Origin of the sequence: Candidatus Planktophila sulfonica (genome assembly GCF_002288065.1) — a bacterium.
Classification (GTDB): Bacteria; Actinomycetota; Actinomycetes; order Nanopelagicales; family Nanopelagicaceae; genus Planktophila; species Planktophila sulfonica.
Window position 1 is genome coordinate 1,317,689 of record NZ_CP016773.1, and the last position, 26,926, is coordinate 1,344,614.

Annotated in this window: 30 protein-coding genes; 11 read left to right on the forward strand and 19 right to left on the reverse strand. The window is 47.8% G+C overall.

Going from position 1 to position 26,926, the window contains the following annotated elements:
* Window positions 1–5 precede the first annotated feature (5 nt).
* Complete coding sequence (locus A1sIA56_RS06770; protein ID WP_095674125.1) at window positions 6–554, reverse strand: LemA family protein; 549 nt, start codon at window positions 552–554, stop codon at window positions 6–8.
* A gap of 55 nt (window positions 555–609) precedes the next feature.
* On the reverse strand, window positions 610–1,188 hold the full coding sequence (gene dcd / locus A1sIA56_RS06775; RefSeq protein ID WP_095674126.1) for a dCTP deaminase: 579 nt from the start codon (window positions 1,186–1,188) through the stop codon (window positions 610–612).
* Between the two features lie 81 nt (window positions 1,189–1,269).
* Between dcd and A1sIA56_RS06780 the strand changes: the two genes are divergently transcribed.
* Entirely contained in the window at window positions 1,270–3,096 is a 1,827-nt protein-coding gene (locus A1sIA56_RS06780) for an acyl-CoA dehydrogenase (protein WP_095674127.1), read from the forward strand.
* 22 nt (window positions 3,097–3,118) lie between these two features.
* On the forward strand, window positions 3,119–4,039 hold the full coding sequence (locus A1sIA56_RS06785; protein WP_095674128.1) for an EamA family transporter: 921 nt from the start codon (window positions 3,119–3,121) through the stop codon (window positions 4,037–4,039).
* A 4-nt stretch (window positions 4,040–4,043) separates the two neighbouring features.
* On the opposite strand, the gene dnaB is transcribed toward A1sIA56_RS06785, so the two are convergent.
* Window positions 4,044–5,504, reverse strand: a complete 1,461-nt coding sequence (gene dnaB, locus A1sIA56_RS06790; RefSeq protein ID WP_095674129.1) for a replicative DNA helicase — start codon at window positions 5,502–5,504, stop codon at window positions 4,044–4,046.
* 279 nt (window positions 5,505–5,783) lie between these two features.
* Here dnaB and A1sIA56_RS06795 point away from each other — a divergent pair, with 279 nt between their 5' ends.
* A complete protein-coding gene (locus A1sIA56_RS06795) occupies window positions 5,784–6,755 on the forward strand; it encodes a magnesium and cobalt transport protein CorA (RefSeq protein WP_095674130.1) in 972 nt (323 codons plus the stop codon).
* Between the two features lie 63 nt (window positions 6,756–6,818).
* On the opposite strand, the gene rplI is transcribed toward A1sIA56_RS06795, so the two are convergent.
* From rplI to A1sIA56_RS06830, 7 genes are all read right to left on the reverse strand, one after another.
* Complete coding sequence (rplI, locus tag A1sIA56_RS06800; RefSeq protein ID WP_095674131.1) at window positions 6,819–7,265, reverse strand: 50S ribosomal protein L9; 447 nt, start codon at window positions 7,263–7,265, stop codon at window positions 6,819–6,821.
* 13 nt (window positions 7,266–7,278) lie between these two features.
* Window positions 7,279–7,566, reverse strand: a complete 288-nt coding sequence (gene rpsR, locus A1sIA56_RS06805) for a 30S ribosomal protein S18 (RefSeq protein WP_017955648.1) — start codon at window positions 7,564–7,566, stop codon at window positions 7,279–7,281.
* A 63-nt stretch (window positions 7,567–7,629) separates the two neighbouring features.
* On the reverse strand, window positions 7,630–8,130 hold the full coding sequence (locus A1sIA56_RS06810) for a single-stranded DNA-binding protein (protein WP_095674132.1): 501 nt from the start codon (window positions 8,128–8,130) through the stop codon (window positions 7,630–7,632).
* 126 nt (window positions 8,131–8,256) lie between these two features.
* A complete protein-coding gene (gene rpsF, locus A1sIA56_RS06815; RefSeq protein WP_095674133.1) occupies window positions 8,257–8,541 on the reverse strand; it encodes a 30S ribosomal protein S6 in 285 nt (94 codons plus the stop codon).
* 103 nt (window positions 8,542–8,644) lie between these two features.
* Window positions 8,645–9,832 carry a glycosyltransferase family 87 protein gene (locus A1sIA56_RS06820; RefSeq protein ID WP_095674134.1) on the reverse strand — a complete coding sequence of 396 codons (1,188 nt, stop codon included), beginning with the start codon at window positions 9,830–9,832 and terminating at the stop codon, window positions 8,645–8,647.
* A gap of 5 nt (window positions 9,833–9,837) precedes the next feature.
* Window positions 9,838–11,763, reverse strand: a complete 1,926-nt coding sequence (locus A1sIA56_RS06825; RefSeq protein ID WP_095674135.1) for a transglycosylase domain-containing protein — start codon at window positions 11,761–11,763, stop codon at window positions 9,838–9,840.
* A gap of 26 nt (window positions 11,764–11,789) precedes the next feature.
* Window positions 11,790–12,206, reverse strand: a complete 417-nt coding sequence (locus A1sIA56_RS06830; RefSeq protein WP_095674136.1) for a DUF5318 family protein — start codon at window positions 12,204–12,206, stop codon at window positions 11,790–11,792.
* 43 nt (window positions 12,207–12,249) lie between these two features.
* On the opposite strand from A1sIA56_RS06830, the gene A1sIA56_RS06835 reads away from it, so the two are divergent.
* Complete coding sequence (locus A1sIA56_RS06835) at window positions 12,250–13,527, forward strand: MFS transporter (protein WP_190277003.1); 1,278 nt, start codon at window positions 12,250–12,252, stop codon at window positions 13,525–13,527.
* On the opposite strand, the gene A1sIA56_RS06840 is transcribed toward A1sIA56_RS06835, so the two are convergent.
* Entirely contained in the window at window positions 13,511–14,959 is a 1,449-nt protein-coding gene (locus tag A1sIA56_RS06840) for a CCA tRNA nucleotidyltransferase (protein WP_095674137.1), read from the reverse strand. The genes A1sIA56_RS06835 and A1sIA56_RS06840 overlap by 17 nt on opposite strands.
* 32 nt (window positions 14,960–14,991) lie before the next feature.
* Between A1sIA56_RS06840 and A1sIA56_RS06845 the strand changes: the two genes are divergently transcribed.
* From A1sIA56_RS06845 to A1sIA56_RS06875, 7 genes are read left to right on the forward strand one after another with little or no spacing between them, the layout of a single operon-like run.
* Entirely contained in the window at window positions 14,992–15,603 is a 612-nt protein-coding gene (locus tag A1sIA56_RS06845) for an NUDIX hydrolase (RefSeq protein WP_095674138.1), read from the forward strand.
* Window positions 15,600–16,694 (forward strand): DUF6049 family protein, encoded by a 1,095-nt coding sequence (locus A1sIA56_RS06850; protein WP_095674139.1) that lies wholly within the window; start codon window positions 15,600–15,602, stop codon window positions 16,692–16,694. Before A1sIA56_RS06845 ends, A1sIA56_RS06850 begins: the two co-directional genes overlap by 4 nt.
* Window positions 16,691–18,325 carry a murein biosynthesis integral membrane protein MurJ gene (murJ, locus tag A1sIA56_RS06855; protein ID WP_095674140.1) on the forward strand — a complete coding sequence of 545 codons (1,635 nt, stop codon included), beginning with the start codon at window positions 16,691–16,693 and terminating at the stop codon, window positions 18,323–18,325. Before A1sIA56_RS06850 ends, murJ begins: the two co-directional genes overlap by 4 nt.
* A gap of 27 nt (window positions 18,326–18,352) precedes the next feature.
* A complete protein-coding gene (trxB, locus tag A1sIA56_RS06860) occupies window positions 18,353–19,282 on the forward strand; it encodes a thioredoxin-disulfide reductase (protein WP_095674141.1) in 930 nt (309 codons plus the stop codon).
* A 36-nt stretch (window positions 19,283–19,318) separates the two neighbouring features.
* Window positions 19,319–19,642, forward strand: coding sequence for a thioredoxin (gene trxA / locus A1sIA56_RS06865; protein WP_017955636.1), 324 nt, complete (start codon window positions 19,319–19,321; stop codon window positions 19,640–19,642).
* 24 nt (window positions 19,643–19,666) lie between these two features.
* Complete coding sequence (locus A1sIA56_RS06870) at window positions 19,667–20,668, forward strand: N-acetylmuramoyl-L-alanine amidase (protein WP_095674142.1); 1,002 nt, start codon at window positions 19,667–19,669, stop codon at window positions 20,666–20,668.
* A gap of 42 nt (window positions 20,669–20,710) precedes the next feature.
* Window positions 20,711–21,970: an aminotransferase-like domain-containing protein gene (locus tag A1sIA56_RS06875; RefSeq protein WP_095674143.1), complete on the forward strand. Its 1,260-nt coding sequence runs from the start codon at window positions 20,711–20,713 to the stop codon at window positions 21,968–21,970.
* 8 nt (window positions 21,971–21,978) lie between these two features.
* Here A1sIA56_RS06875 and A1sIA56_RS06880 read toward each other — a convergent pair whose 3' ends face one another.
* Genes A1sIA56_RS06880 through rpmH form a run of 8 tightly spaced genes read right to left on the reverse strand, consistent with a single transcriptional unit; the run spans window position 21,979 to window position 26,712 of the window.
* Window positions 21,979–22,845 carry a ParB/RepB/Spo0J family partition protein gene (locus tag A1sIA56_RS06880; RefSeq protein WP_095674144.1) on the reverse strand — a complete coding sequence of 289 codons (867 nt, stop codon included), beginning with the start codon at window positions 22,843–22,845 and terminating at the stop codon, window positions 21,979–21,981.
* Window positions 22,845–23,759, reverse strand: a complete 915-nt coding sequence (locus A1sIA56_RS06885; protein WP_095674145.1) for a ParA family protein — start codon at window positions 23,757–23,759, stop codon at window positions 22,845–22,847. The genes A1sIA56_RS06880 and A1sIA56_RS06885 overlap by 1 nt, the downstream gene beginning before the upstream one ends.
* A gap of 29 nt (window positions 23,760–23,788) precedes the next feature.
* Window positions 23,789–24,379: a 16S rRNA (guanine(527)-N(7))-methyltransferase RsmG gene (rsmG, locus tag A1sIA56_RS06890; RefSeq protein ID WP_095674146.1), complete on the reverse strand. Its 591-nt coding sequence runs from the start codon at window positions 24,377–24,379 to the stop codon at window positions 23,789–23,791.
* Window positions 24,380–24,385: 6 nt separating this feature from the next.
* Window positions 24,386–24,922, reverse strand: coding sequence for a Jag family protein (locus A1sIA56_RS06895; protein WP_095674147.1), 537 nt, complete (start codon window positions 24,920–24,922; stop codon window positions 24,386–24,388).
* A 51-nt stretch (window positions 24,923–24,973) separates the two neighbouring features.
* Window positions 24,974–25,921, reverse strand: coding sequence for a membrane protein insertase YidC (gene yidC / locus A1sIA56_RS06900; protein WP_095674148.1), 948 nt, complete (start codon window positions 25,919–25,921; stop codon window positions 24,974–24,976).
* Entirely contained in the window at window positions 25,921–26,193 is a 273-nt protein-coding gene (yidD, locus tag A1sIA56_RS06905) for a membrane protein insertion efficiency factor YidD (protein ID WP_095674149.1), read from the reverse strand. The genes yidC and yidD overlap by 1 nt, the downstream gene beginning before the upstream one ends.
* On the reverse strand, window positions 26,193–26,549 hold the full coding sequence (gene rnpA, locus A1sIA56_RS06910; protein ID WP_095674150.1) for a ribonuclease P protein component: 357 nt from the start codon (window positions 26,547–26,549) through the stop codon (window positions 26,193–26,195). The genes yidD and rnpA overlap by 1 nt, the downstream gene beginning before the upstream one ends.
* A gap of 25 nt (window positions 26,550–26,574) precedes the next feature.
* On the reverse strand, window positions 26,575–26,712 hold the full coding sequence (gene rpmH, locus A1sIA56_RS06915) for a 50S ribosomal protein L34 (RefSeq protein ID WP_095674151.1): 138 nt from the start codon (window positions 26,710–26,712) through the stop codon (window positions 26,575–26,577).
* Window positions 26,713–26,926 lie beyond the last annotated feature (214 nt).

A 26,926-nucleotide genomic window follows, 5' to 3' on the forward strand; every position in this document is an offset into this window, starting at 1 on the left:
TGAAATTAGAACTTAACGTTTGGAACGTTACGATCTGCAGCGTTTTCAACTTCGTAGAAGTCGCGAGCTGTTACCTTTGCAAAGCCTGCAAAGAAGTTGGTAGGCACTGTCTTTACCGCTGTATTGAGCGAGCGCACATTGTCGTTATAGAACTGGCGCGCAAATGAAACTTTATTCTCAGTGGTAGAAAGTTCTTCTTGTAGAGATAAGAAGTTACTTGATGCCTTGAGATCTGGGTAAGCCTCGGCAACTGCGAGCAATCCGCGAAGTGCGTTAGTCAGTGCGCCATCTGCTGCTGCAACATCGGCAACTGTTGAGGCACTTGTTGACTTCGCGCGAGCGGCGACAACTGCATCAAAAGTTCCTTGTTCGTGCTTGGCATATCCCTTAACTGTTTCAACGAGGTTTGGGATTAGATCTGCACGGCGCTTGAGTTGAACCTCAATCTGCGCGAATGCTTCATCGACTGTGATGTTAAGTCGGATAAGGCGGTTGTATTGAGCAACGCCAAAGATAACGAGAAGTACGAGTACACCGATAATGATGAGTTCCATAGTTATTTCAACCCCTTGACTCTGGTTCTTATTCCCAGACAAAGCTTGTCGGGAGTTACTTGATCTTGCTCTGGTGGAAATTCATGAAGGAGCGGCTTGGAGTTGGTCCGCGCTGTCCTTGGTAGCGTGATGCGTAGATTGCTGAGCCGTATGGGTGTTCAGCAGGTGATGAGAGTTTAATCAGACAGAGCTGACCGATTTTCATGCCTGGGAATAACTTCACTGGCAGGTTGGCAACGTTGGAAAGTTCAAGCGTGATGTGGCCTGAGAATCCTGGATCGATAAAGCCCGCTGTTGAGTGGGTGAGCAAGCCAAGGCGTCCGAGTGAAGACTTTCCTTCGAGGCGACCTGCGATGTCATCGGGAAGTGTGATGACCTCATAGGTAGATGCAAGAACGAATTCGCCTGGGTGCAAGATAAATGCTTCGCCTTCTTCGGCAATAACTTCGCGGGTGAGCTCAGATTGTTCGATCGATGGATCGATGACTGAGTACTTGTGGTTCTCAAAGACGCGGAAGAACTTATCGAGGCGGACATCAACCGAAGAAGGTTGGATCATCGCCTCTTCAAAAGGTTCGACGGCAACGCGGCCATTGGTTATTTCTGAGCGAATATCGCGATCACTGAGTAGCACGGCGCGAGCCTACCTTTCCAGCGCGAAAAAAAGGCCCTTGGCACGCTTGCGTAAGTTACTGGTGGGTAGCACCATTACGCCATGAGCCATTACAACGCCAATCTCCGCGACATCGAATTCTGCCTCTTCGACCTTCTTGGTCGCGAAAAGGTGCTGGGTAAATCCATCTACTCCGACCTCGATCGCGATACTGCGATGGGAATGCTTGAAGAGATGAAGCGTCTCTGTGAAAACGATCTTGCGGCATCTTTCGTTGAAGGCGATCGCATCGGCGCTGAACTTGATAAAGCAACGGGCAATGTCACTCTTCCGGAAAGTTTTAAGAAATCTTATAAAGCTTATGTCGATGGCGAGTGGTGGCGTCTTGATGCACCAGTTGATTTAGGCGGAATGAAGATTCCAGCATCTGTTCGTTGGGCGATTGCAGAAATGGTTTTGGGATCAAACCCTGCAATTCACATCTACGCATCTGGTTATGCATTTGCCCAAGTTGCACATGTGTTAGGAACAGATGTCCAGAAGAAGATGGCAAAGCACATGGTTGAACGCCACTGGGGTGCAACGATGCAGTTAACAGAGCCTGATGCAGGTTCTGATGTTGGCGCCGGTCGTACTAAAGCTGTTGAACAACCAGATGGCACATGGCATATCACCGGTAACAAGCGCTACATCACTTCAGGAGATGCTGACTTCTACGAGAACGTCATGCACTTTGTACTTGCACGCCGCGAAGGTGGCGGACCAGGAACGAAGGGTCTCTCACTCTTCTTGATTCCAAAATTTATCTTTGATTTTGAAACTGGCGATCTTGGTAAGCGTAACGGCGTCTATGTCACAGGTCTCGAAGATAAAATGGGTCTTAACGTATCTGCTACTTGCGAAGTAAATCTTGGTGAGAAAGAACCTGCTGTTGGTTACTTACTCGGTGATGTTCACCAAGGTATCGCGCAGATGTTTAAGATTATTGAATTCGCTCGCATGATGGTTGGTACCAAGGCGATTGCAACACTTTCTGCTGGCTACCAACAAGCACTTGCCTACGCCAAGACTCGCGTTCAGGGCGGCGATATGAAGGTAATGAACGATAAGGCCAGCCCTCGCGTCACCATTATTAAGCACCCAGATGTGCGTCGTTCGCTGATGGTGCAGAAGGCTTACTCCGAAGGTATGCGCGCACTTGTCTTGTACACCGCATCAATTCAAGATGAGATTGAACTTGCTCGCGAAGCAGGAGATACTGACAAGCTTGAAGATATGGAGAAGCTCAACGATCTTCTTCTTCCAGTTGTTAAGGGCTTCGGTTCAGAAAAGTCTTGGACACTTCTCGGCACTGAATCTCTTCAAACATTTGGTGGAGCTGGCTTCACACGTGATTGGCCACTCGAACAATATGTTCGCGATGCCAAGATCGACACCTTGTATGAAGGCACAACTGCAATTCAAGGTCTTGATTTCTTCTTCCGTAAAGTTGTTAAAGATGGCGGACGTTCACTCGGTCTACTCGGTAAAGAGATTCAAGCTTTCGCTGAATCTGGTGGTGCGCATGCAGAAGAGAAGCAAGCACTTCTTAAGGCGCTCGGTGATCTCAATGGAATTATTGGCGTTCTTGTCGGTCATGCAATGGCTTCCCAAGAAAATCCAGCAGAGATTTATAAAGTTGGCCTCAGTACTTCACGTGCGCTGATGGCTGTTGGCGATGTCATCATTACCTGGTTGCTACTTCGCCAGGCAGATATCGCTGCGGAAAAGCTTGCAGCAGGTGCTGGCAAAGATGCTGATTTCTATACAGGAAAGATTGCATCAGCAAAGTTCTTTGTTGCCACAGTTCTGCCTCACATCACCGCAGATCGCAAGATTGTTGAAGGAACTGACTCATCAATCATGGAGATTCCAGAGTCTGCTTTCTAACTCTTTAAGTTAAACTCACCGCATGCTTTCAAAACATCGCGGTGAGTTTTTACTTATTCTGGGAGCTTTCTTCTTCTCGCTCTCCGGGATCGTTGTCACCGTTGTGATGAAACACTTGCCGGCACTGCGTCTTGCTGAAGTTCGTTCGGTATCGGCAGTCGTGATTCTCGGTACCTACGTTCTTCTTACTCGCCCTGAAATCATCAAGGTGCAGAAATCTGAAATCCCTCGCCTTGCCCTCTATGGCGTAGTCGGCTTTGCCTTCGTGAACTTCGGCTATTTATTGGGCATAGAGCGAGGAGTACCGCTGGGCCTCGTCCTTATTATCGAATTTACCGCCTCAATCTGGATAGCTCTCTGGATCAAGCTGGTCCGCAAGGGCCACGTTTCTAATGAGATGTGGCTCGCTGTCATTCTCTCGCTGACCGGACTGATTCTCGTTGCAAAGGTCTGGCAAGGTTTTAAATTCGACCTAATCGGAATTACAGCTGCAACGTTATGCGCATTCTGTCTAGCGGCTTACTTCTTGATGAGTGAGCGAATTGGAAAGAAGCGTGAACCGATTGCAACACTGATCTTCGGAATGGGTTTTGCATCTGCCTTCTGGTTAATCGTTCTTCCACCTTGGACTTTTCCCTTCGAAGTATTTTCAACGCAGATGGATCTCGGTGGAATCGCTAAGGGCACGATGCTTCCTGGTTGGTTATTGATTGGTGCAGCGGCAATCTTTGGAACAGTTGTTCCTTACATGTTGGTTCTCTCTGGAATGAAATACTTAAGCGCATCGACAAGTAGCGTTATTGGAATGCTTGAACCAGTTATCGCTGGCGCATTTGCCTGGATCTGGTTTGCACAGAGCTGGGATGCGATTCAATTGGCGGGCGCAGCAATTGTGCTGGTTGGAATTTATCTAGCTGATCGCGCAAAGACTGCGGCGAGTTAAGAAGTTACTCGTTCCAACCGCCATCACCAGGTGCTGATGGCTGAATATCTGATGGACCAGCAGATTGCGTGAAGTCGCGGCCTGCTCCAACATTTGGCGCCATATCGAAGAAGCGCGCAAAGTGAAGTTGGGCTGAAACTGTAATTGTGCGAGTTGGTCCGTTACGGTGCTTTGCAACGATGAAATCTGCTTCGCCCGAACGGTTCTGTGAATCGTACATATCATCGCGGTGCAACAAGATAACAACGTCAGCATCTTGTTCGATAGAACCAGATTCACGAAGGTCAGACAACATTGGGCGCTTATCTGTACGTTGTTCAGGGCCACGGTTGAGCTGTGAGATTGCAATAACAGGAACGTTAAGTTCTTTTGCCATCAGCTTGAGGTGACGTGAGAATTCAGAGACTTCTTGCTGACGGTTTTCTACGCGCTTGCCTGATGACATCAGCTGCAAGTAGTCGATAACAATGAGTTTGAGGTCATGGCGCTGCTTAAGGCGACGCGCCTTTGCGCGGATCTCCATCATCGAAAGGTTCGGTGAATCATCGATGAAGAGTGGTGCATCAGAGATTTCACCCATACGACGAGCAAGCTTTGCCCATTCATCATCGCTGAGTTGTCCGGAACGAATATTGTTAAGACCAACTCGCGCTTCGGCAGACAACATACGCATTGTGATTTCAGATTTCGACATTTCGAGAGAGAAGATCACTGCCGCTTGGTTATCGTGAATCGCAGCATGGCGCGCAATATCAAGACCGAGCGTTGACTTACCAACTGCAGGACGCGCAGCAACGATAATCATGTTGCCTGGGTGTAGACCATGTGTCAGCGCATCGAGATCGCGGAAACCTGTCTTAACACCTTCGATACCAATGCCCTTAGAGATTGCTTCGATTTCGTCGAGAGCTGCTGGCAACAATGTATTGAGTTGTACATAATCTTCAGAAGAGCGGCGTTCAGTAACTGCATAAACTTCTGCCTGCGCAGCATCAACGGCATCATCGACTTCACCATTTTGATCGTAACCAAGTTGAACAATCTTTGTTCCAGCTTCAACAAGGCGGCGCATAATTGCATGTTCTAGAACAATCTTTGCGTAGTAACCAGCGTTAGCAGCTGTTGGCACAGATGAGATCAAAGTGTGTAGATATGGTGCGCCACCTGCACGTGCGATTTCTCCGCGCTTTGTAAGTTCGGCAGCAACGGTGACAGCATCAGCTGGTTCACCGCGTCCGTAAAGATCAAGAATTGCATCGTAGATAAGTTCATGTGCAGGGCGATAGAAATCGCGTTCGCGAAGTACTTCAACAACATCAGCGATTGCATCTTTAGATAACAACATTCCACCGAGAACAGATTGTTCTGCTTGAAGATCTTGTGGAGGTGTGCGTTCGTATTCGGCGCCGACAGTGTTGTAGGTAGCTGCGCCTCTAGAGTTATTAGGTAGTTCTGCAATGCTCATGCGACATACCTTCCTCTAAGCCACTGACAAGGCCGGATCCCAGTCAGCAACGGGGCAAAGGTATGGCTCGCACGCTCAGTAAGCGAGAAAGTCCCCTCGGTAATGGGGATAAAGGTGTGCATAACTCGGTGGATAAGCGTGGATAGCTGTGCATAAGGTGTTGATGAATTGTGTGTAACTGCCGCTTTAAGCGTGAATAAGTGTGGAGGAAAGTAATTCCTGGATTCTCATTGGTTGAGATGTCATATCAAATTCATCTTTGTAGGCAAGACTTCGCACATGATCGTTGATTACGCGCTCTACCAAAATGGAAAGCGCCACACAGAGCCTTCCAATCTCCCCGCTCTTATTCAGAAAGCAAAGAGTGAAGGTGGATTTGTTTGGTTAGGCCTTGCAGAACCAACACAGAATGAATTTGAAAAAGTCGTTGGTGATTTTGGATTTCATCCACTCGCAATTGAAGACGCGGTTATGGCGCATCAGCGCCCTAAGTTTGAAGAGTATCCCGGTGTGCAAGCGCTCGTTGTAAAGACAGCTTTCTATGAAGAGAAAGGCAGCCAGATTTCAACTGGCGAACTCTTCTGTTTTATTGGAGATCACTTCATCGTTGTTGTCCGCCATGGAAATGGTGCGCCACTTGTTAACACCCGCCATGCACTTGAATCTAACTCGGAACAGCTAGCTAAGGGTCCATATGCGGTTCTGCATGCAATTCTCGACCATGTAATCGACTGTTACATCGATATCTCCATCGAATTAGAAGCAGATGTTCTACAAGTTGAACAGAAAGTTTTTGGCGATACTCGAGAGAGTGCCTCGCAAGAGATTTATCTCTTGAAGCGCGAAGTTATCGAGTTCCGTCATGCAATTGAGCCACTTCTATCTCCGCTTCAACAGATCTCAAGTATCGGCGCACGAAACATTCCTTCAGAACTCACGCCGTTCTTTAGAGATACCCTCGATCATCTTTCCCGTGCATCCGATGCAGCCTCTGGGCTCGATGCACTGCTGACTTCAGCGTTGCAAGCAGAGATTGCACAAGTACAGCTACAACAGAATGAAGATATGCGAAAGATAACTTCATATGTTGCTTTGGCTTCTGTGCCCACTATGGTCGCTGGTATCTACGGCATGAACTTCGATGTAATGCCTGAATTACGCTGGAAATTTGGTTATCCACTAGTCGTTGGTTCACTCGTTCTTGTGACAGCGTTTCTCTACCGCAAATTTAAGAAATCCGGTTGGTTGTAATACTTACTTGAAATAAGAAAGACCCGCCGCAATTAAGCGACGGGCCTTTCTTCTTGAACTTGATTAAGCAGAAACTACAGCGAGTGAAACTGTTGCAACAACGTTATGTGCAAGAGAAACCTTTACTGAGTGTGTTCCTGTCTTCTTGATGTGGCCAGCAGTCTTGAGATTGTGGCGATCGATATCAACACCAGTAGCTGACTTAATTGCAGCTGCGATGTCCTTATCTGTAACAGAACCAAAGAGACGACCAGCTGTGCCGGTCTTTACCTTGATAGTTACTGATGCCTTCTCGAGTGTTGCCTTGATCTCCTTAGCGTGATCGAGATCGCGGACTTCGCGCGCAGCACGTGCACGACGGATTCCTTCGATCTGCTTCTCGCCACCAAGTGACCATGAGATTGCAAAGCCACGTGGCAACAAGAAGTTGCGGCCGTAGCCATCTTTAACAGTTACAACATCGCCGGCGTTACCGAGCTTATTTACTTCACGAGTAAGAATGAGTTTCATAGTTCAAGCCCCCTTATCGTGCTGAAGATGTGTAAGGCAGAAGAGCAACTTCACGGCTGTTCTTAACAGCTGTTGCTACTGCGCGCTGATGTTGTGTGCATGCACCTGTAACTCGGCGAGCGCGGATCTTGCCGCGATCAGAGATGTACTTGCGAAGGGTCGCGATATCTTTGTAATCGATATATGTGACCTTGTCGCGACAGAAGCTGCATGGCTTCTTCTTGAACTTCTTATTAAGGGCAGCAGCCTTCGCGCCCTTGTTCTTTGGCTCGCGTAGAGCCCGGTTATTTCTTGCTCCCATTGTGGTGCTCCTTTTCGGGTGCCCCTCTATCGCTAGAGGGAATGGATTGTCGGTTGTTTACTATTAAAAAGGTGGTTCGTCGGTTGTAGATGTTCCCCATCCACCACCGGCTGGTGACGTTGACGCTGCTGCCCAAGGATCATCGTTAAATGATTCTGCTGAAGCTGGTGCTGCAGCTCCACCGGTTCCGCCTGCACGCTGGGTACGAGTGACCTTAGCTGTTGCATTGCGAAGTGATGGACCTACTTCATCTACCTCTACCTCAAACACTGTGCGCTTTTCGCCTTCTTTTGTTTCGTACGAACGCTGCTTGAGACGACCAGAGAGAATGACGCGCATTCCCTTTGTCAGTGACTCTGCAACATTCTCAGCCGCTTGACGCCAGATTTGGCATTGAAGGAAGAGGCTCTCGCCATCTTTCCATTCGTTAGTTGCCTTATCGAGATAACGAGGTGTTGAAGCAACGCGGAATTTTGCTACCGCTGCACCACTTGGGGTGAAACGTAGCTCTGGATCGTCAACTAGGTTGCCGATCATTGTGATTGTTGTATCTCCTGCTGCCATTTTATTTCCTCTTATCTACTCGTGGAGTCCGTGCTAATAAATTACTCGCCTATCTTAAGTTTTCGTTTCCAAAACGCGGGGGTTGTGGATTCATTCCAATCAGCGAAGCTGATGTGGAATTGAAAACTAGAGCGGGCGCATAACCTTTGTACGAAGAACAGATTCGTTCAGGTTGAGCTGACGATCCAATTCCTTGATTGCCGCTGGCTCGCAGTGCATATCTACAACTGCGTAAATGCCTTCTGGCTTCTTATTGATTTCGAAAGACATGCGGCGCTTGCCCCAAACATCGAGCTTGTCGACGCGGCCTCCGCTGTCCTTGATGATCTTGAGATATGTCTCAAGTGATGGTGTGACTGTACGTTCTTCGAGTTCTGGATCGAGAATGACCATTAATTCATAGTGACGCATGCGTTAACCCGACCTCCTTTGGACTAAGACGGCCACGGCATTTCCGTGACAGGAGGGTTAATACTCCTTATAAATAATCCCGGTGGGACGATTTACGAGGAGGTTAAGGGTAACTCTCGCCTGTAGATAAGAGAAATTGGCTTGGAAATACGCGTGAGCTTTGATGGCGGGCGGCTAGGCGGACCAGGAGCGCGATTGAGGCCCCGATGCGGATCAGGGTGATGACCGAATAGGTCACAACGGGCAAGCCGAATTTTGCGCCGGTGACCTGGGCCAGGTGTTGCCAGATTGCAAGGTGATACAAAATTTCTGCGCCTTGCCAAAACCAGAAAACTTTAAGGTCTCGCTTATCGGCAAGTGCAATGACTGCGAGCGGCGTTAACCATAAAACATATTGCGGTGAATACACCTTACTTACCGCCATCACGATGATCATGACAAAGATTGCAATCTGCGCCAGCTGTGGTGGTGTGCGAAGTTGTAAGAGATAAATCGCAAGAGAGGTGAGACCAATCGCGAGCAGCAGAACAGATAAATAATTCTGATGCGTTAAATCAAGACCTAAGTTGGAGAGTGCGTACCAGAGAGATCCCCAGTCAGAACCTCGGTTGAGATTGAGATCGTAGAAACGCCACCAACCTTCAGGAGTGGTTAGTGCAACGGGAAGATTAATTGCAATAAAAGTTATCAGCGTAATTGCAGCGTACTTTACAAACTTGGCCATCTTCTCTTGTCTAAAGAAGATGATGGCGATTGGAATAAGCAAGAAGACCGGTAAGAACTTTGTGGAGATTGCAATTCCTAGCGCGATAGCGCTCGCTAACTCTGCTTTCCGATCAAACCAATAAATCGCAAGCAACATTGTGGCAATCGCCCACAAATCCCAATTGATATACATCGATGCGATGGCAGCGGGTGCAAGGGGAAGCAGATAACTAAATTCTGGTTTCATCTTAAATACAAGAAGTGAGATAAAGATAAAGAGCAGTGCAAGTAAAAGTGCGCTTCCATAGAAGTAATTGTTAACTCCTGCGGGAATTACCTTTGCGGTCGCCCACATGACCGCACCTTGAATTACTGGGTACTCAACAGATTCAGCGCCGCTGCTATATGCCCACACCCCTTTATCTAGGCCTCTTTCGCCATAGAGTGCAGGAATATCTGAATAGCAAGCATGTACATATTGATCCGGTGATTGCCAGTTGTTTTCAGCGCAATGGTTGAACTTTGCGAAACTTAAGAGCGAAGCAAGAAGTGCGAGTAACAAGATGACGCGAGTAGAAACGCGCATAGAAATTACTTCTTCTTCATTGATTGGCGGCCACCACTAGTCATCACGACTGGGTCGAGTCCGCCAATATTTGCAGGCGCTGGGAAGCTCATAACTGGTTCGCCCTTAAGCGCACCCTTCATAAATGCAGTCCAGATCTTCGCCGGGAAAGTTCCACCTGTAACAGATGTAAGTCCACCAATTCCATTAAGTGATTCTGATGCGCTGTCACGGAAGAGTGCAACAGAAGCCGCAAGCTGTGGTGTGTACGCGCTAAACCAAGCGGATGCGTTTGACTGTGAAGTTCCGGTCTTACCTGCAGCAGGTCGACCAAGTGCAAGTGCTGCTCCACCGGTTCCGCCATTAACAACGCTCTTCAATGAGTGAGTGAGGTCAGCCATAACATCTTTACTAAATACTTCTTGTGTCTGTGGCTTTCCTTCATACAAGACGCCCTTGTTAGGCCCGATTACCTGAGTAACCATGTATGGCTTTGAGTACACACCTTGCGCGGCAAAAGTTGCATATGAGTTTGCAACGTCAATGACGTGAGGGCTTGCAACACCGAGAACTACAGATGGAGTTGCAATCATCGCAACGCTTTCTGGAATTCCGGCGCGACGTGCTGCATCGACAACTTTATCCATGCCAGCTTTAATTCCAAGCGGAACGAAGACTGTATTTACTGAATGCTGAGTTGCAGTGAGTAAATCAATCTGGCCCCAGCCTTCATCGCCATAATTTGAAACGAGATATGGCTTACCGAGATCATCGAATGTCTGTGGTGAATCACCATTCCACATTGACGTTAAAGGAATGCCTGCTTCAAGTCCTGCGATGATCGCAAACGGCTTAAAGGTAGAGCCGGCTAGCGCAATTGATTGTGTGGCATCGTTTAATTGGCGCACTACATAATCTTTTCCGCCATACATAGCTACTACTTCACCTGTTCCTGGGCGAATAGCAACCAGGGCGGTATGAAGATTTGAAGGCGCAGGGCTTGGCGTAAATTTATTCACTGCATCTACTGCAGATTGCTGTGCGCGCTGATCAAGCGTTGTCTTAATGACATATCCACCAACAAGAAGTTGATCTTGAGTAAATCCGAGCTTGCTCAACTCTTTCTGAACAGCATCAATGATGTAACCCTTAGGTCCGCTGAGCTGGCCAGATGTTGTTCGTGGAGCAATCATCGGCATCTTTGCAGCCTTAGCTTCTGCCTCAGTGATCCACTTCTTATCGAGCATTCCGTTAATAACGTAGGTGAAGCGAGCTTCTAGACGAGCTTTGTTGCGCGCCTTCTGCTCTTTATCTCCATAGAACGGATCGTAGAGACCAGGTGAGCGCAAAATACTTGCCACGATTGCGCTCTGAGAAATGGTGAGCTGGTTAGCGTTGCGGTTGAAGTACTGCTGCGCAGCAGTCTGCACACCGTAAGCACCGCGACCGAAGTAAATAGTGTTGAGGTAATTTTCCAGAATCTGATCTTTTGTCAGAGCATTTTCCAGTTTAAGTGAAATAACAAGTTCTTTAATCTTTCGCTGAACCGTACGGCTTGGCGTTAAGAAAGCAGTCTTTGCATACTGCTGTGTGATTGTTGATCCACCTTCGCCGTTGAGTGAACCGGATTTCAAGTTATTTAAAAGTGCGCGGGCAATACCTGTTGCGCTAAATGCGCGATTGGAATAGAAGTTGCGATCTTCTGCTGCCATCACTGCATAACGAAGGCGAAGCGGAATCTTGGCTAGCGGCAGCACTTGGCGATTCTGAGTTCCGATGCGACCGATTTCAGAACCATTGGAATATTGAATGATTGTTGATTGGCTATTGACGTATGCGTTGGGATCAGGAATTGAAACGGTAAACCAAGCGAAGGCGAAGAGCGTTGCTCCTGCGACAAAGCCGAAACCAGCTAGGAATACTCCGGCGCGGATCAACTTGGTTTTTAGCATGTCGTTAGATTACTGCTGAATTACAGCTACTTCAGCGAAGCAAAGTCCTCATCTTCAAGTGTTCGCTGTTTACGTGGCGCTTTACGCTCGCGCCCATCACCTAATAAGTATGTGGAGCAGAGGTGATTCCAGGAACATTCACGACAAACCTCGACAACATAGACAGAGAATTCACCGAATTCTGATTCCATCTCATTTAACTCATCGCCATTCTTGATGCGACCTGAGAACTGGCCGAGCTGATCGCCAAAGGTGTAACGAAGCTCAACGAGTGAATCCTTCTTGCAGACCGGACACTTTCTATCCGCTTTCTCACCATGGTACTTAGCCGCACGCATCAAATATGGGTCGGCATCGCAGGCATCGACAACGCCGCGAAAGAGCGCGAGCAGGGTTGCGCGCTTATCAAGTGAATAGTCGATGAACCCTCGCTTTGTTTTCATAGCAGGAGAAGAATAATCCTCTTTCCTTAACTACGCTTATCGTATGAACTTCGCCGGGCTTATTCGCGATTCAAAGCTGATTCGCCTGCTGCGCGTTCGCTGGACCGGGCAATTAACTGATGGAATTTTTCAGAGCGCGCTAGCTTCATTCATTCTCTTCTCACCAGAAAGACAGGCAAGTGCTGTCAACGCTGCAGTTGCCTTTGCAGTTGTTCTACTTCCTTATTCAATCGTCGGTCCATTTGTCGGAACTGTTCTTGATCGCTTCTCACGTCAGCGTGCGATTCTCTTTGCAAACCTGACACGTTCAGCAACTCTGATAGTCATTGCGTTTCTGATGTTTAATGATTACACCGGCGTTGAAATCACAATCTTTGTTCTTATTGCATTTGGTGTGAACCGTTTAATTCTTGCGGGTTTATCAGCAGGGATTCCTTTAATGGTTCCACCTAACTCCCTTATTTCAGCAAACGCGCTTGCTGTAACAGGTGGTTCGGTCTGGGTTGTTCTAGGTGGCGGAATCGGACTTGGAATTCGCAAACTTATTGATGCCAGCGCCTCTGCCGATAAGGCCGATGCCATCATTATTCTCGTTGGTTCTCTTGGTTTCTTCTGCGCCGCAATCCTTGCCTCACTTTTGCATAAAGATGAGATCGGCCCGCGCCCACATGAAATTGTTCGCGGAAGTTTTACTCAAGGGCTACGCGAAATGCGCGATGGATTTAAGTTTCTTAAAGAACACGCAGATGCAGCTCGTGGCATTGCTGCAATTGCAATTCATCGCGGTGGACTGACTGCATTTACTTTGACCGCTCTATTGTTAGAAAGAAATACATTTAACGATCCGGCAGATAGTGAAGCAGGTCTTGCAGGTTTAAGTGTCACTCTGACAATTGCTGCAGTGGGTTTCGTTATTGGTGCAATTCTTGCGCCATATGGTGTGAGAAAGATTGGTCGCCATCGTTGGATGCGTATCTCAATTGCAGCAGCAAGTCTGAGCGCTCTTATTCTCGTCATTGATCGCACGCCAGTTCTGCTTGCAATGACTGCGTTCTTTACATCGCTCTGCGGCCAGAGTTTGAAAGTGACAAATGATGCACTCGTGCAATCAAAGATTGATGATGTATTTCGCGGACGAGTCTTTGCTGTCTATGACGTGTTGGTAAATGGTGCAATCGTTACTGGGGCGCTCATCGCCGCATGGATCTTGCCGTTAAGCGGAGATACCTGGGTGCTGCCACTGTTGATTGCAATTGCGTGGGCGCTTGTTGCAGCCGTTGTATTGCGACCTGCGAAGTTCTTTCTTAAGGGTGGCGTCTAGCCTTCCACCACTGAATTAACTCCTCAGTCGCGCGTTCTTCACCGAGTGGACCATGTTCCATGCGAAGTTCCATCAAGAAATCCAAGGCTTTTCCAACATCAGCAGATGGTTTGATTCCAAGTAGCGACATCACTTGTGCTCCATCAAGGTCGGGACGAATCTTGGAAAGCTCTTCTTCTTCTGAAAGTTTTGCGATGCGCGCTTCAAGCCCATCGTAAGTACGGGCTAGGCGATCTGCTTTCTTTGCATTTCGCGTGGTGCAATCTGCGCGTGTAAGAACGTGTAAATGCACAAGTAAATCGCCTGCATCGCGCACATATCGGCGTACCGCTGAATCAGTCCATTCGCCATCGCCGTATCCATGGAAGCGAAGGTGAAGTGCAACAAGGGTTTCAACAGCTTCGATAGTGTCATTATCAAAACGCAGCGCCTTCATGCGGTTCTTGGAAAGGCGTGAGCCAACTACTTCGTGGTGATGGAAAGAGACTCCGCCACCTTCAAGCAGGTTACGTGTCTTTGGCTTTCCAATGTCATGAAGCAGCGCAGCTAAACGAATAACAAGGTTTGGTCCGCCCAAACGTTCTTCTTGGGAAATAGCTTGTTCAAGAACTGTAATCGAATGTTCGTAGACATCTTTATGATGGTGATGTTCATCAATCTCAAGTCGCAACTTAGGAATTTCAGGCACAACTAAATCGGCAAGACCTGTATCAACCAAAATTGTAATTCCGATGCGTGGTCGGTCAGACATTAATAATTTAACAAATTCATCGCGCACGCGTTCAGCAGAGATAATTGAGATACGGCTAGCCATCGAAGTCATCGCTTCAGTAACTTCGGAATCAATGTCAAAACCAAGTTGGCTGGCAAAACGAGCAGCGCGCATCATGCGAAGTGGATCATCGCTAAATGATTGCGTTGCACTCGATGGTGTGCGCAGAACGCGCTTTGCTAAATCGCCAAGGCCATCAAATGGGTCGATGAATTCTGGTTTTACACCTGTAAGTTCGAGCGCCATCGAATTAACAGTGAAGTCGCGACGCGATAGATCGCCTTCAATAGTGTCGCCGAATTCAACATCTGGGTTGCGTGAATTCTCTTCATACTTTTCGGTGCGGTATGTAGTTACTTCAACTGTTGTATCGCCACGTTTTCCGGCAACAGTTCCAAAAAGTATTCCGGTATCCCAGACGTTATCTGCCCACGATTTCAAAATTTTCTTTGTCTGATGTGGGTGCGCATCTGTTGTGAAATCTAAATCGTTTCCAAGGCGGCCAAGAATTGCATCGCGCACTGGTCCGCCAACGAGTGCGAGGCGGAATCCCTCTTTCTTAAATGCTTCAGCGAGAGAGCTGGCCAGAGGGGCCCGTTCAATGAGGGAGCGAATAGCCAGTTCTCCGGCCGCTCCTAAATTAACCTTCTCAACGCTCACAATAGATAAGCGTAGTCGCGTACTCTTACTTCATGATCCCGGCACCTAGTGCGGGCAGCGAAGGTACGAAAAAGAAACGCAGGCGCAGGCGCCCAGCTAATCGCTCTCCGCAATCTCAGAATTTAGCGACCGCATCCACCCCCGCTTCTTCGCAGACCCCGAAACCTGCGGCGAAGTCGACCAAACCAAAACCGCCCTATGCAAAGCGCGTTGATGAAGTCAGCGCCGGCGGACTTGTCGTTGATACAACAGGAAAGCTTGGCCTTCTTATTGGTCGCCGCGATCAGAAAGATCAAACCGGAAAACGCATCCTCTGGTCGCTACCTAAGGGCCATATTGAAGAAGGCGAAACTCCTGAACAAGCTGCTCTTCGCGAAGTTCAAGAAGAGACCGGAATTGAATCAGTGATTGAGAAATCTCTCGGCGTGATTGATTTCTGGTTTATGGCTGGTGGAAAACGAATTCATAAAACTGTTCATCACTATCTCTTCCGTGAAAGCGGTGGGTTGCTCGCTGCTCAAGAGACCGAAGTTGATGAAGTTGCGTGGTTCCCACTTTCAGAGATTATTGAGAAGTTGGCATATCCCGATGAGAAGAAGTTGATTTCTCGCACGCAAGCAACGCAAGAGTTGAGTTCACTGTGAAGAAACTTCTTGTTGTCCTTTTTGCATCAGCTTTCCTGATCACGCCACCTGCACAAGCTGATACTCCGGTAACAAGAATTGTTGATAAACCACATACCAATTTTGAAGGCGAATTTCGTAATAATGAGTTAGCCACCAACTTACTTCCTGCCGGAAAACTTGGAAAGCTAATTTTTGACCAGCCGCTTTCTTCACGCACATATGTAGTCGATGCGGCTCTCATCAAAGAAGTCCTTGATATGGCAGATGGTTATTCCTATGCAGGTAAAGAAGATCTCGTCGGAGAAATCGTTGCAAAAAACTGGTTAGCTCAACTCAAATTCGTCACTGTACGAAATACCGTTGTTGCACTTCCTTTCGGTAACCCTGACGAAAAGTTGCTCAAGAGCATTGCTCCAAGCGAGTTAAAGTTTTATTCACAGTACGCACAAGATTTTCTCGAAGCTGCGTTAAATCGCCCAGTTGTCGCTCAAAATGGTTGGGGCACAGGGGTTTCGCGCCTGAGCGATCAATTCATCAGTAGTTACACACAAAATCGCAGGTTGCTTACTGGGCTCTCGACCATAGTCTCTTCAGAAGAGATTACAGATCTACGTGCGCGCCTTGCTGTGGTGATGAATCCAATTCTGACAAAAGATGAACAGGCATTCTTTACATATAACGAGAAGATAGCTGTAAAGAAGATGGCCGGTCGCTTAAAGGTGATTCCTGGTCGTTATCAAATTACAACAACGGAAGCGAAGTTGCCGATTACCTTGGTAAATAACTTTGATACTGCAGCCGTCGTAAACGTTTCGCTGATTCCGATGAATTCACGTATTCAAATCGAGAATCTCAATAACATCACTATTGCTCCAAAGTCGCGCCAACAAATTCTTCTCGCTGTCGATGTGATTGCACCAGGATCCACTCTTGTTCTGGCACAACTCATGAACTTTAAAGGCCAGTTAGTTGGCGAAGTTTCCAAGTTACATCTGACTGCCACAATTATTGATTCGCGTGTTGCGTGGTTTACAACGGGCGCTGCAGTTCTACTCTTTATGGGCGCTGTAACACAATCTGTTCGACGCGTCAGGAGGTCTCGTAAGTGAAGAATAACGAGCTCTTCCGCGCATCAGGAATCATGGCGATAGGAACAATTCTTTCTCGCATCACCGGTTTTATTCGCGCACTTCTTGCTGTTGCTGTTCTTGGTACTGCGCTCTTGGCAGATACGTACAACGTTGCAAACACAATGCCTAATATTTTGTATAACTTACTTGTCGGTGGAGCGCTCACAGCAATCTTCGTTCCGCAACTAGTTCGCTCGTTTTCAGATGAAGATGGCGGGCATGGTTTTGCTTCTCGCTTAGTGACAACAATCTCTGGAATTCTCCTTCTTCTTGTCTTAGTTGGCGTGCTCTTTGCACCAGCTCTGGTTCGTCTCTACGCTCCTGAATTCTCAACGCCAGGTTTTGAAACAGAACGCGAAATCGCAATTGCATTTACGCGTTACTGCTTGCCTCAGATCTTCTTCCTTGGTTTATTCACCATGCTGGGCCAAGTAGCCAATGCGCGAGGCTCATTTGCACCCCTTATGTGGGCGCCAATCGCCAATAACCTTGTGGTTATCGTGGTCTTTGCTGCCATTCTTCTTACGCAGCGCGCAATTGAAATCGGCACGATTACCGACCTTCAGGTGCAGCTACTTGGATGGGGGACCACCCTTGGGGTTGTTGTTCAAGCACTGATTTTGATTCCGGTTGTGAAGCGATCAGGAATTCACTTGCGCCCAATGTTTGGCGTTAAAGGTCTTGGAAAATCATTTGGCCTTGCTGGTTGGACTCTTGTCTATGTGCTTGTTTCACAACTTGGTTATCTCGTCACAGTAAACGTTGCTACAAGTGCCGCGGTTCGAAGCGCCCAAGCTGGAATTACAACCGGTGTTGGATTCACTCCTTATACAAGTGCGTACTACATCATGCTTCTTCCATATTCGATTGTGACAATCTCAATTGTTACCGCACTTCTTCCACATCTTTCAAAGCTCGCTATCGCTAAAAACGTTGAAGAAGTTCGCAAACAGTTGATTCGAGCGATTCGCATGGTTGGCGTTGTTACTGTTCCAAGTGCCGTTGCACTTCTTCTCTTTGGTCCGTTGATGACAGAAGCTCTTTATATGGGCGTTAGTCTTGATGATGCTCGCTATATCGGCTTTGTGCTTTCAGCACTCAGCTTGGGTCTTGTTGCATTCTCAATTAACTTAATTCTCATTCGTGGTTTTAACGCATTTGAAGATACCAAGACTCAAGTGACATCTATTGTCATTATCAACATCATCTCAGTCGCACTTTCATATCTCTTCCTCGAAACTCTTGATAGCAATTGGGTCACCGTCGGTTTGGGTATCGCATTCTCGATCAGCTATATCGTCGGACTCTTCATTACGATTTCATTGCTAAAGAAACATGTAGGGCGCCTGCAAGTAAGTGAATTTGCTTCACAACACGGTCGCCTCTTGCTTGCCTCACTCATTGGCATGGTTCCATTCTTTGCAATCGCCCAATACTTCAACTGGGCATATGACGAGACAACGCTGGTGATGCGCATTATTCGTCTCGCCTTTGTTCTGGGCGGAAGCGGCTTGGCATACCTACTCTGCGCAAGAGCTCTGAAAGTGAGTGAAATCGCAGGCCTTAGAGGCTTCGCCACATCCGTCTTGCAACGTCGTCGCAAGAACTAAGCGACCTTCGCGCGGTATTGTCCGCTCATGAGCACTGAAGTACGCGAACTCGTCATTGTTGGATCAGGTCCTGCCGGTTATACAGCTGCAATTTATGCCGCTCGCGCGCAGTTAAACCCAGTCATCTACGAAGGTTCTGTTACTGCTGGTGGCGCACTTATGAACACCACCGAAGTTGAAAACTTCCCAGGATTTATCGACGGCATCATGGGTCCAGACTTAATGGATAACATGCGTAAGCAAGCAAAGCGTTTTGGTGCTGAACTCATTACTGATGATGTTGTTGAAATGGATTTAACTGGCGATATCAAGATTATTAAAGATGGTTCAGGAAATACCGTTCAAGCAAAAGCTGTCATCCTTGCAATGGGATCTGCTTACCGTGAAATCGGTCTTGAGAACGAGAAGCGCCTATCTGGTCGCGGTGTCTCATGGTGTGCAACATGCGATGGTTTCTTCTTCCGCGATCAAACAATTGCTGTTGTCGGCGGCGGAGACTCTGCAGTTGAGGAAGCAACATTCCTTACTAAGTTTGCAAGCAAAGTTGTCTTGATTCACCGCCGCGATGAACTTCGCGCATCAAAGATCATGCAAGAACGCGCATTCGCTAATCCAAAGCTTGAAATGTTGTGGGATACAGAAGTGATCGATGTCTTGGGTGCCGAAAAGGTTGAAGCCCTAGAACTTCGCAACACAAAGACCGGCGAAGTCTCAAAGCGAGATTTCACGGGACTCTTTGTCGCAATCGGGCATATTCCGCGCTCTGAACTTGTTACATCTTCTGTAACTCTCGATGACGAGGGTTATGTAAAGGTCGAAGGGCGTTCAACCCGAACAAATCTTTCTGGAGTCTTTGCATGTGGCGACTTGGTGGATCACACCTACCGTCAGGCAATTACTGCAGCAGGTTCTGGATGCCAGGCGGCTCTAGACGCTGAAAAATTCTTATCCCACTAGTAATCTAACTGTCTTACAAAACAAATAGGAGTAACGATGAGCGCACCAACTAAGGTCACAGCAGCTGATTTCGATCAGGTTGTACTAAAGAGCAGCACACCAGTTTTGGTTGATTTCTGGGCTGAATGGTGCGGACCTTGCCGCGCAATCGCTCCAATTCTTGATGACATTGCAGCTGAGCACGGCGACAAGCTCAAGATCGTAAAGCTCAACACTGATGAAGAGTCAGCAATCGCTATTAAGTACGGAGTTACATCAATTCCAATGCTCAATGTTTATGTCAACGGTGAAGTTGTTAAGACAATCATCGGTGCAAAGCCAAAGCCAGCTCTTCTTAAAGAGCTCGAAGGCTTCATTTAATATCTTCTCTGTAAGGTATTTATTATGAAAGAGATGTCTCCCGACGAGATTCGCTCTTTCCAACAAGAACGCGGCCTCCATGTAACTGGCGAACTTAACGACGCCACAATTCGCGCGCTCGATGAGTCGCGCTGGAAACTTGGAGATCGCTCTCTCTATCTACAAAACTCTCCGATGATGCGCGGTGATGATGTGGCCGCGTTGCAGTCACGTCTTACCGAGATGGGTTTCAACTGCGGTCGCGTTGATGGAATCTTTGGTGAAGTAACTGAAGCCGCCGTCAAAGAGTTTCAAAAATCTGTTGGCGTCAAAGTTGATGGCAAGTGCGGTCCAGCAACAATCATCGCACTCCTTCGTCTTACAAAGATTGTCTCTGGCGGCGCACCTGGTGCTCTTCGCGAAAGTGCCGCGCAGAAAAATCGCGGACCAGCACTTGCTAATAAAGTAATTGTTATTGATCCTGCATCAAATGAATATGAAGCAGAGATTGTTTATGACATTGCACAGCGCCTAGAAGGTCGTTTACTTGCACTCGGCGCCAGTGTCTTCTTAACTCGCGGTGCTCATAACAATCCAACAGAAGCAGAACGAATCTCATTCACCAATCAAAATGGCGCAGATCTTTTGATCTCACTTCACGTCGATCACTATTCAAATCCATCTGCGCGTGGCGTTGCTACTTTCTTTTATGGCAGCGATCAGCATGGCGTGCATTCAATTGTGGGCGAACGTTTTGCATCCCTTGTACAGCGCGAAATTTGTGCGCGAACCGATTTCCTTAATTGCCGTACTCATGCCAAGACTTGGGATTCACTCCGTCTTACAAAGGCGCCTGCAGTTCGTGTAGATCTTGGTTATGCGACCAATGAAGGCGATGCCGCACGACTTGCCCGCCCCGATTTTCGCGATACCGTCGCCGAAAGTTTCGTCATTGCGATTCAGCGCCTCTATTTAGCTGCTGAGGATGATGCAAAGACCGGAACGCTTCGAATTTCTGACCTACGTAGCGCAGGTATTCGCCGCTAATCAGCGCACAACCTTCTAAAGGTTTGTGGGAGACTTCTACCTATGTCCGATATTTCAATTCGCTATCAAACTGGTGCTCCACAACATCTCGAAACGAGATTTGCTGCGCGAGCCGCCGGAATGTTGCCTTCTGAAATTCGCGCCCTCTTTGCTGTTGCTTCACGCCCTGAAATTGTTTCGCTCGCAGGTGGAATGCCAAATCTTTCAGCACTCCCAATGGAGATGATGGCTGGCGTTGTTAACGAACTTATTCTCACCAACGGTTCTGAAGCACTTCAATATGGAAGCGGTCAAGGACATCCAAAACTTCGCGAACAGATCTGCGATGTCATGGCGCTCGAAGGTATTCGTGCAAATGCTGATGACATTGTTGTAACAACTGGTTCGCAGCAAGCTCTCGACCTTATTTCACGCATCTTTATCGATCCAGGCGATGTTGTTCTTGTTGAAGCACCTTCATATGTTGGAGCTCTCGGAACATTCCGTCAGTACGAAGCATCTGTTGTTCACGTCGAGATGGATCACGATGGAATGATTCCTGATTCGTTGCGCGCAGCAATTAAGAGCGTTCGTGCAGCTGGTCGCAAAATTAAGTTCTTGTATCTGATTCCGAACTACCAAAATCCAACAGGTGTCTGTCTTCCTGCAGATCGCCGTACAGAAATCTTAAATATCTGTCGCGAAGCTGAAATTTTCGTCGTTGAAGATAACCCTTACGGCCTACTGGGCTTCGATAAGCCATCACCGAATGCAATGCGCGCTGAAGATTCTGAGAATGTCATCTATTTAGGCTCATTCTCAAAGACAATCGCATCAGGACTTCGTGTGGGCTGGGCGTTAGTTCCACAATCTTTGAAGGATAAGTTGGTGATTGCATCTGAATCATCAATTTTGTGTCCATCAAACTTCACTCAGCTCACAATCTCTAGTTATTTAGCTGATCAGCCATGGCGCGATCAGATTGCAAGCTTCTGCGAGCTCTATAAAGTGCGCCGCGATGCGATGCTCGAATCTCTTGAGCAACATTTCCCTGCAGAGGCAACATGGACAAAGCCTGGCGGCGGTTTCTATGTCTGGGTCAATCTTCCTGCTGAAATCGATACAAAGGCTCTGATGCCAAAGGCGATTGTTGCAAAGGTTGCTTATGTTCCAGGAAACGCCTTCTATGCAGATGGACTTGGTTCTTGGTCGATGCGTCTTTCATATTGCCACCCAACACCTGAAAGAATTCGTGAAGGCGTAAAGGCTCTCGGTGGAGTAATTAAGCAAGAGATGAAGCGCCGCGGTACAGCGCTCAATTAATCTTTTCTTTATTTACCTTCGATTAAATCAACGATGCGCTGAAGATCTTCGCTGCCTGCAAATTCAATAACAATCTTGCCTTTGCCCTTACCTGTCTCAACGTTTACGCGTGTATCGAGGTAATCGCTCAATAGTTCTGCCGCAGCTAGCCCTGCACCCGATACACCTTTAACGGAAGACTTCTTAGTTGTCTTCGTTGATGGCTTCATTGTTGCGATGATCTCTTCAATTGCGCGCACAGATAAACCTTCAGCGACGATTCGTGAAGCAAGTTTTTCAATATCGGCTGAATCTGTAAGTCCTAAAAGTGCACGCGCATGTCCTGCAGAAATTACTCCAGCAGCAACTTTGCGCTGCACAGCATCTGGCAGATTGAGTAAGCGAATTGTGTTTGAAATTAGCGGGCGTGAACGTCCAAGCTTGAGTGCAAGCTCGTCATGTGTGCAGCCAAAGTCGGTAAGAAGTTGTGCGTATGCAGCGCCTTCTTCAAGTGGGTTGAGATTGCTGCGATGGATATTTTCAATCAAAGCTTCGCGTAATAACTCGTTATCTGGGGTCTGGCGAATAATGACAGGAATTGAAGTTAAACCCGCAGCCATTGCAGCACGGAAGCGTCGCTCTCCCATAATGAGTTCGTACTTGTTATCTGCAACTTTACGGACAACTGGTGGTTGCAAGATTCCAATTGATTTAATCGATGCAATTAATTCATTGAGCGCTGTCTCATCAAAGACTGTACGTGGCTGGCGTGGGTTGGGAAAAATTTGGTTAACAGGAATTTCATTCTGTTGTGCAACTTCTGTTCCGGCAACAGTCAGTGATGTTGGAATCAGTGAATCAAGATTTGTTCCGAGTCCGCCGCGCTTGACTGCCATTATGCGATTCCACCTTTGTAATTAATGCTGACAACATTCGAATCAAAGACAACTTCATCTTTAGCCTTACCGCGTTCAGCAATTTCGCGTGCAACCTGCATATATGCAATCGCGCCAGGTGAAAGTGGATCGTAAGTCATAACAGTTTGATTATAAGAAGGTGCTTCAGAAACGCGCACTGCACGTGGAATTGGAATATCAATTAGTTCATTTGGGAAGTGTGAGCGAACATTTGCCGCAACGTCATTTGATAGACGGGTACGTGAATCAAACATCGTTAAGACAATTGTTGAAAGGGTGAGGTTTGGATTCAAACGCTTCTTTACAACACCATATGTTTCAAGCAGTTGTGACAAACCTTCGAGCGCGTAATACTCAGTTTGAATTGGAATTAACAACTCTTTCGATGCAGCAAATGCATTGATAGTTAGCAAACCAAGTGATGGTGGGCAATCGATAAAAACATAATCGTAATTAACTGAGATTGAATCAATTGCTTCTTTCAATTGCAGTTCGCGTGCAACCATTGAAACTAAATTGATTTCAGCATTCGCAAGCGATGTATTTGATGAAACGCAATCAAGAACAGGAAAGCCTGCAACTTTCTGAACAACTTCAGACATTTGCGCGTTGCCCATCAAAACTTCATAAACACCGGCGCTATCACGATGTTCTACGCCGAGGGCGGTCGATGCATTGCCCTGTGGATCAAGATCGATCACGAGGACTCGAAGGCCCCCCATAGCCATGGCAGCTGCAATATTGACGGTGGTGGTGGTCTTACCTACCCCGCCCTTCTGGTTGGCGACGGTGAAGATGCGGGTTGAGGTCGGCTTAGCCATCGCCTCTTTAAGGCGTCGGACACCTACGACCTTTTGGCCAGTATTGGTTTCACGTGAATCATCGCCCGACATGTGGGCAATCTAAGCACTAAAGGTTCCCCTTAAGAAACGGGTGTTCCTTTGCGGAGCTCGACGATACGTCCCAAGCCCACTCCCTCAAGATCAATCTCATGCAGTTTGGCATTCTTCGTGCCGGCCATCTCGGCGGCAGCCCCTTCCCCCTTCATTGCAAGGAGGGCGCCGTTGGTCTTGACCATATGCCAGCTCATCTTCTTCAATTTCTCAAGCGGGGCAACGGCGCGGGCGGTGACAAAATCAGCTGTCTTCTTTACATCCTGAGCGCGGCCACGGATAACTTCAATCTCAGTGCCCGCAGTCGCCTCTTTGAGGAACTCAACCCGGCGTTCTAGAGGTTCAATGAGCGTGACTTTGAGGTCTGGACGGGCCAGAGCGATGACGATTCCAGGCAGACCTGCCCCTGAACCGATATCAAAGAGGGATGCTCCCTGCGGTAGAAGGGTCGTTACATGGAGGCAGTTAAAGATATGGCGATCCCAGATGCGCTCGCCCTCGCGAGGCCCAATAAGGCCACGCTCAATTCCGGCGGTTACAAGGAATTCGGCATAGGCGCGAATCTCAGCTTCGCGCTCTGGAAAGTAGCGGCCGACTAGCCCCTCTACTGAATGTTCCACGTGAAACTACGCTGGGTAGATAACGACGAAGCGGTTTGGATCTTCGCCATCTGATTCGGAAGTTAAGCCCAAAGTCTGGATTGTGTCGTGGATGATCTTGCGCTCAAAAGCGTTCATTGGATCGAGCTTGATTGAGCTGCCTGTGGTCTTTGCCTGCTCAGCCATCTTCTCGGCAAGAGCAGTAAGTTCCTTACGGCGACCAGCGCGGAATCCATCGATATCGAGCATCAAGCGGCTGCGGTCACCTGTTGAAGTCTGAACAGCTAGGCGTGTGAGCTCTTGGATTGCATCAAGGACATCTCCATCGTTGCCGACGAGGTGCTTGAGCTTTCCACCGACGATTGCGAGTGAGGCGCGACCGTTTTCAACATCGATATCGATATCTCCATCGAGATCGGCGATATCAAGTAGGCCCTCGAGGTAATCAGCGGCGATATCGCCCTCTTCCTCAAGCTTTGCCACGCTCTTTGGAGCCTTGGTGGCCTTCTCTTCAGTTCCTTCTACAACTTCTGTAACTTCTGTAACTTCTGTAACTTCTGGCATTTCTGCCCCCTTTGTCCTAATTAAAGCGTTATTAATAGTAATTGTCCGAATTTACTTCTTCTTCTTTTTCTTCTTTGGTTGTTGTCGTTGCCCCTGGACCTCTGGCGCCCCGTTATTCGAGTTTTGGGCGCCTTCAGTTGAGTCAATTCCTTCTGCTTCATTTCCATCTGCCTTGGCCTTCGCAGCGCGCTTTCGCTGCAGCTCTTCGTAGGCGGGAGATCCTGGCGTTGGGTTTCGCTTAATGACGTAGTACTGCTGACCCCAAGTCCAAAGGTTTGTTGTCGACCAGTAAATCAAAACACCAACAGGGAAATTCACACCTGAGATCGCGAAAATTACTGGGAATAAATACAACATGATTTTCTGCTGCTGCAACATCATATTGTTTGATGCATCCATCTTTGGCATTCCCTTAACCATCAACTGACGCTGAGTTGTAAAGGTTGTCGCAGACATAAAGATAATAAGTAGAACAGTCACAATCTTTACAGTGAGTTCAGTTGATCCGAGGAAGCTCTCTGAAATTTTTGCACCAAAGAATGTTGCTTGCGCTGCACTGTCGAGATATTCACCCTTAAGGAATCCGCGAGCGATTGGTGCAGAAACACCTTCGTCTGTCTTTGCCGCAATTCCATTAAGAACTGTAAAGAGTGCGAAGAAGATTGGTGCCTGGGCAAGAATTGGGAAACACGATGCAAGTGGATTTGTCTTGTGCTCTTTGTAGAGCTTCATCATCTCTTCTGATTGCTTCTGGCGATCATCTTTGTACTTCTTTTGAATCTCCTTCATATGTGGTTGCAGAGCTGTTAGAGCGCGCTGGCTCTTGATCTGCTTCACGAAGAGTGGAATCAAAATGATTCGGATGATGACAACGAGTCCCATGATTGAAAGTGACCAGGTGACACCTGAGTTTGAACCGAAGACTGGTGAAAGAAGTTTGTGAATGAAGACAATAACGCCAGAGACGATGTTGTAGAGAGGATTGAGAATAAAGCCCATTAGTTAGCGCCCACCACTTCTTTTTCGCTGTTTAATAAAACATTCTTTACATCTGCAGAATCAAGGTGTGCATCGACATAATCAACGCCACCTTGTGACCATGGATTGCATCGCACAATGCGCCATGCAGCCATAGCTAAACCTTTTACTCCGTAGCGACCGATTGCTGTGATCGCATAGTTTGAACATGATGGGTAGTACTTACAACGCGGTGCGAAATTAGATGTCGCCACCTGATATCCACGAATCAACAGAGTAAATACTCTTCTCATTACTTCGCCGCCACCTTTTCAGAGCGGGAAATCAACTTTGAAATCAGCTCAGTGATTTCGGTTTCGATATTTGAATCGCCATCTTGTCCAAGTGCACGGATAACCAGAAGGGAACCGGTTGGAAGAGATGAAATTGTTGGAGCAACTGCGTGACGAACTTTGCGAGCAACGCGATGGCGCTTAACTGATCCACCGACCGATTTGCTGATGATGAGTCCGCATTTTGCAGAAGATTCATTTGTGACAGGGGACAAGTACAAATATCCAACGAAGTGTTGTGAGGTAACTCGAATACCGCTCTTGGTTGCGCGAGCGAAATCTGAGCTTGAGGTTAAACGTGCATCAACAGGGAGCACGAAAGATCCTGTGCGCTCTTTAGCCTTACGCTGAGAGCTTTGAGCGGCCCTTAGCGCGGCGAGCAGAAAGAACTGCACGGCCTGCACGGGTAGCCATGCGGGCGCGGAAGCCATGCTTCTTGGCGCGGCGACGCGTATTTGGCTGGAAGGTGCGCTTTGTCATGAGAACTCCAAAATCTGTGGGGCGTAAACGCCCATCGGGTCATAAGTACGGGGGAAGCAAGGAGGTAACTGTAAGGATGTGGATAGGTGTGGGTCAAACTCGCGATCTGGCCCCTCAGGGGTCTCAAGTTGTGGATAACCACTTGCTATTTCTCGCTTTGGGGTCTACTTTGCGGGTTCTCCACAGGCATCCGTCGAAATCGGTCGAAAAGTAA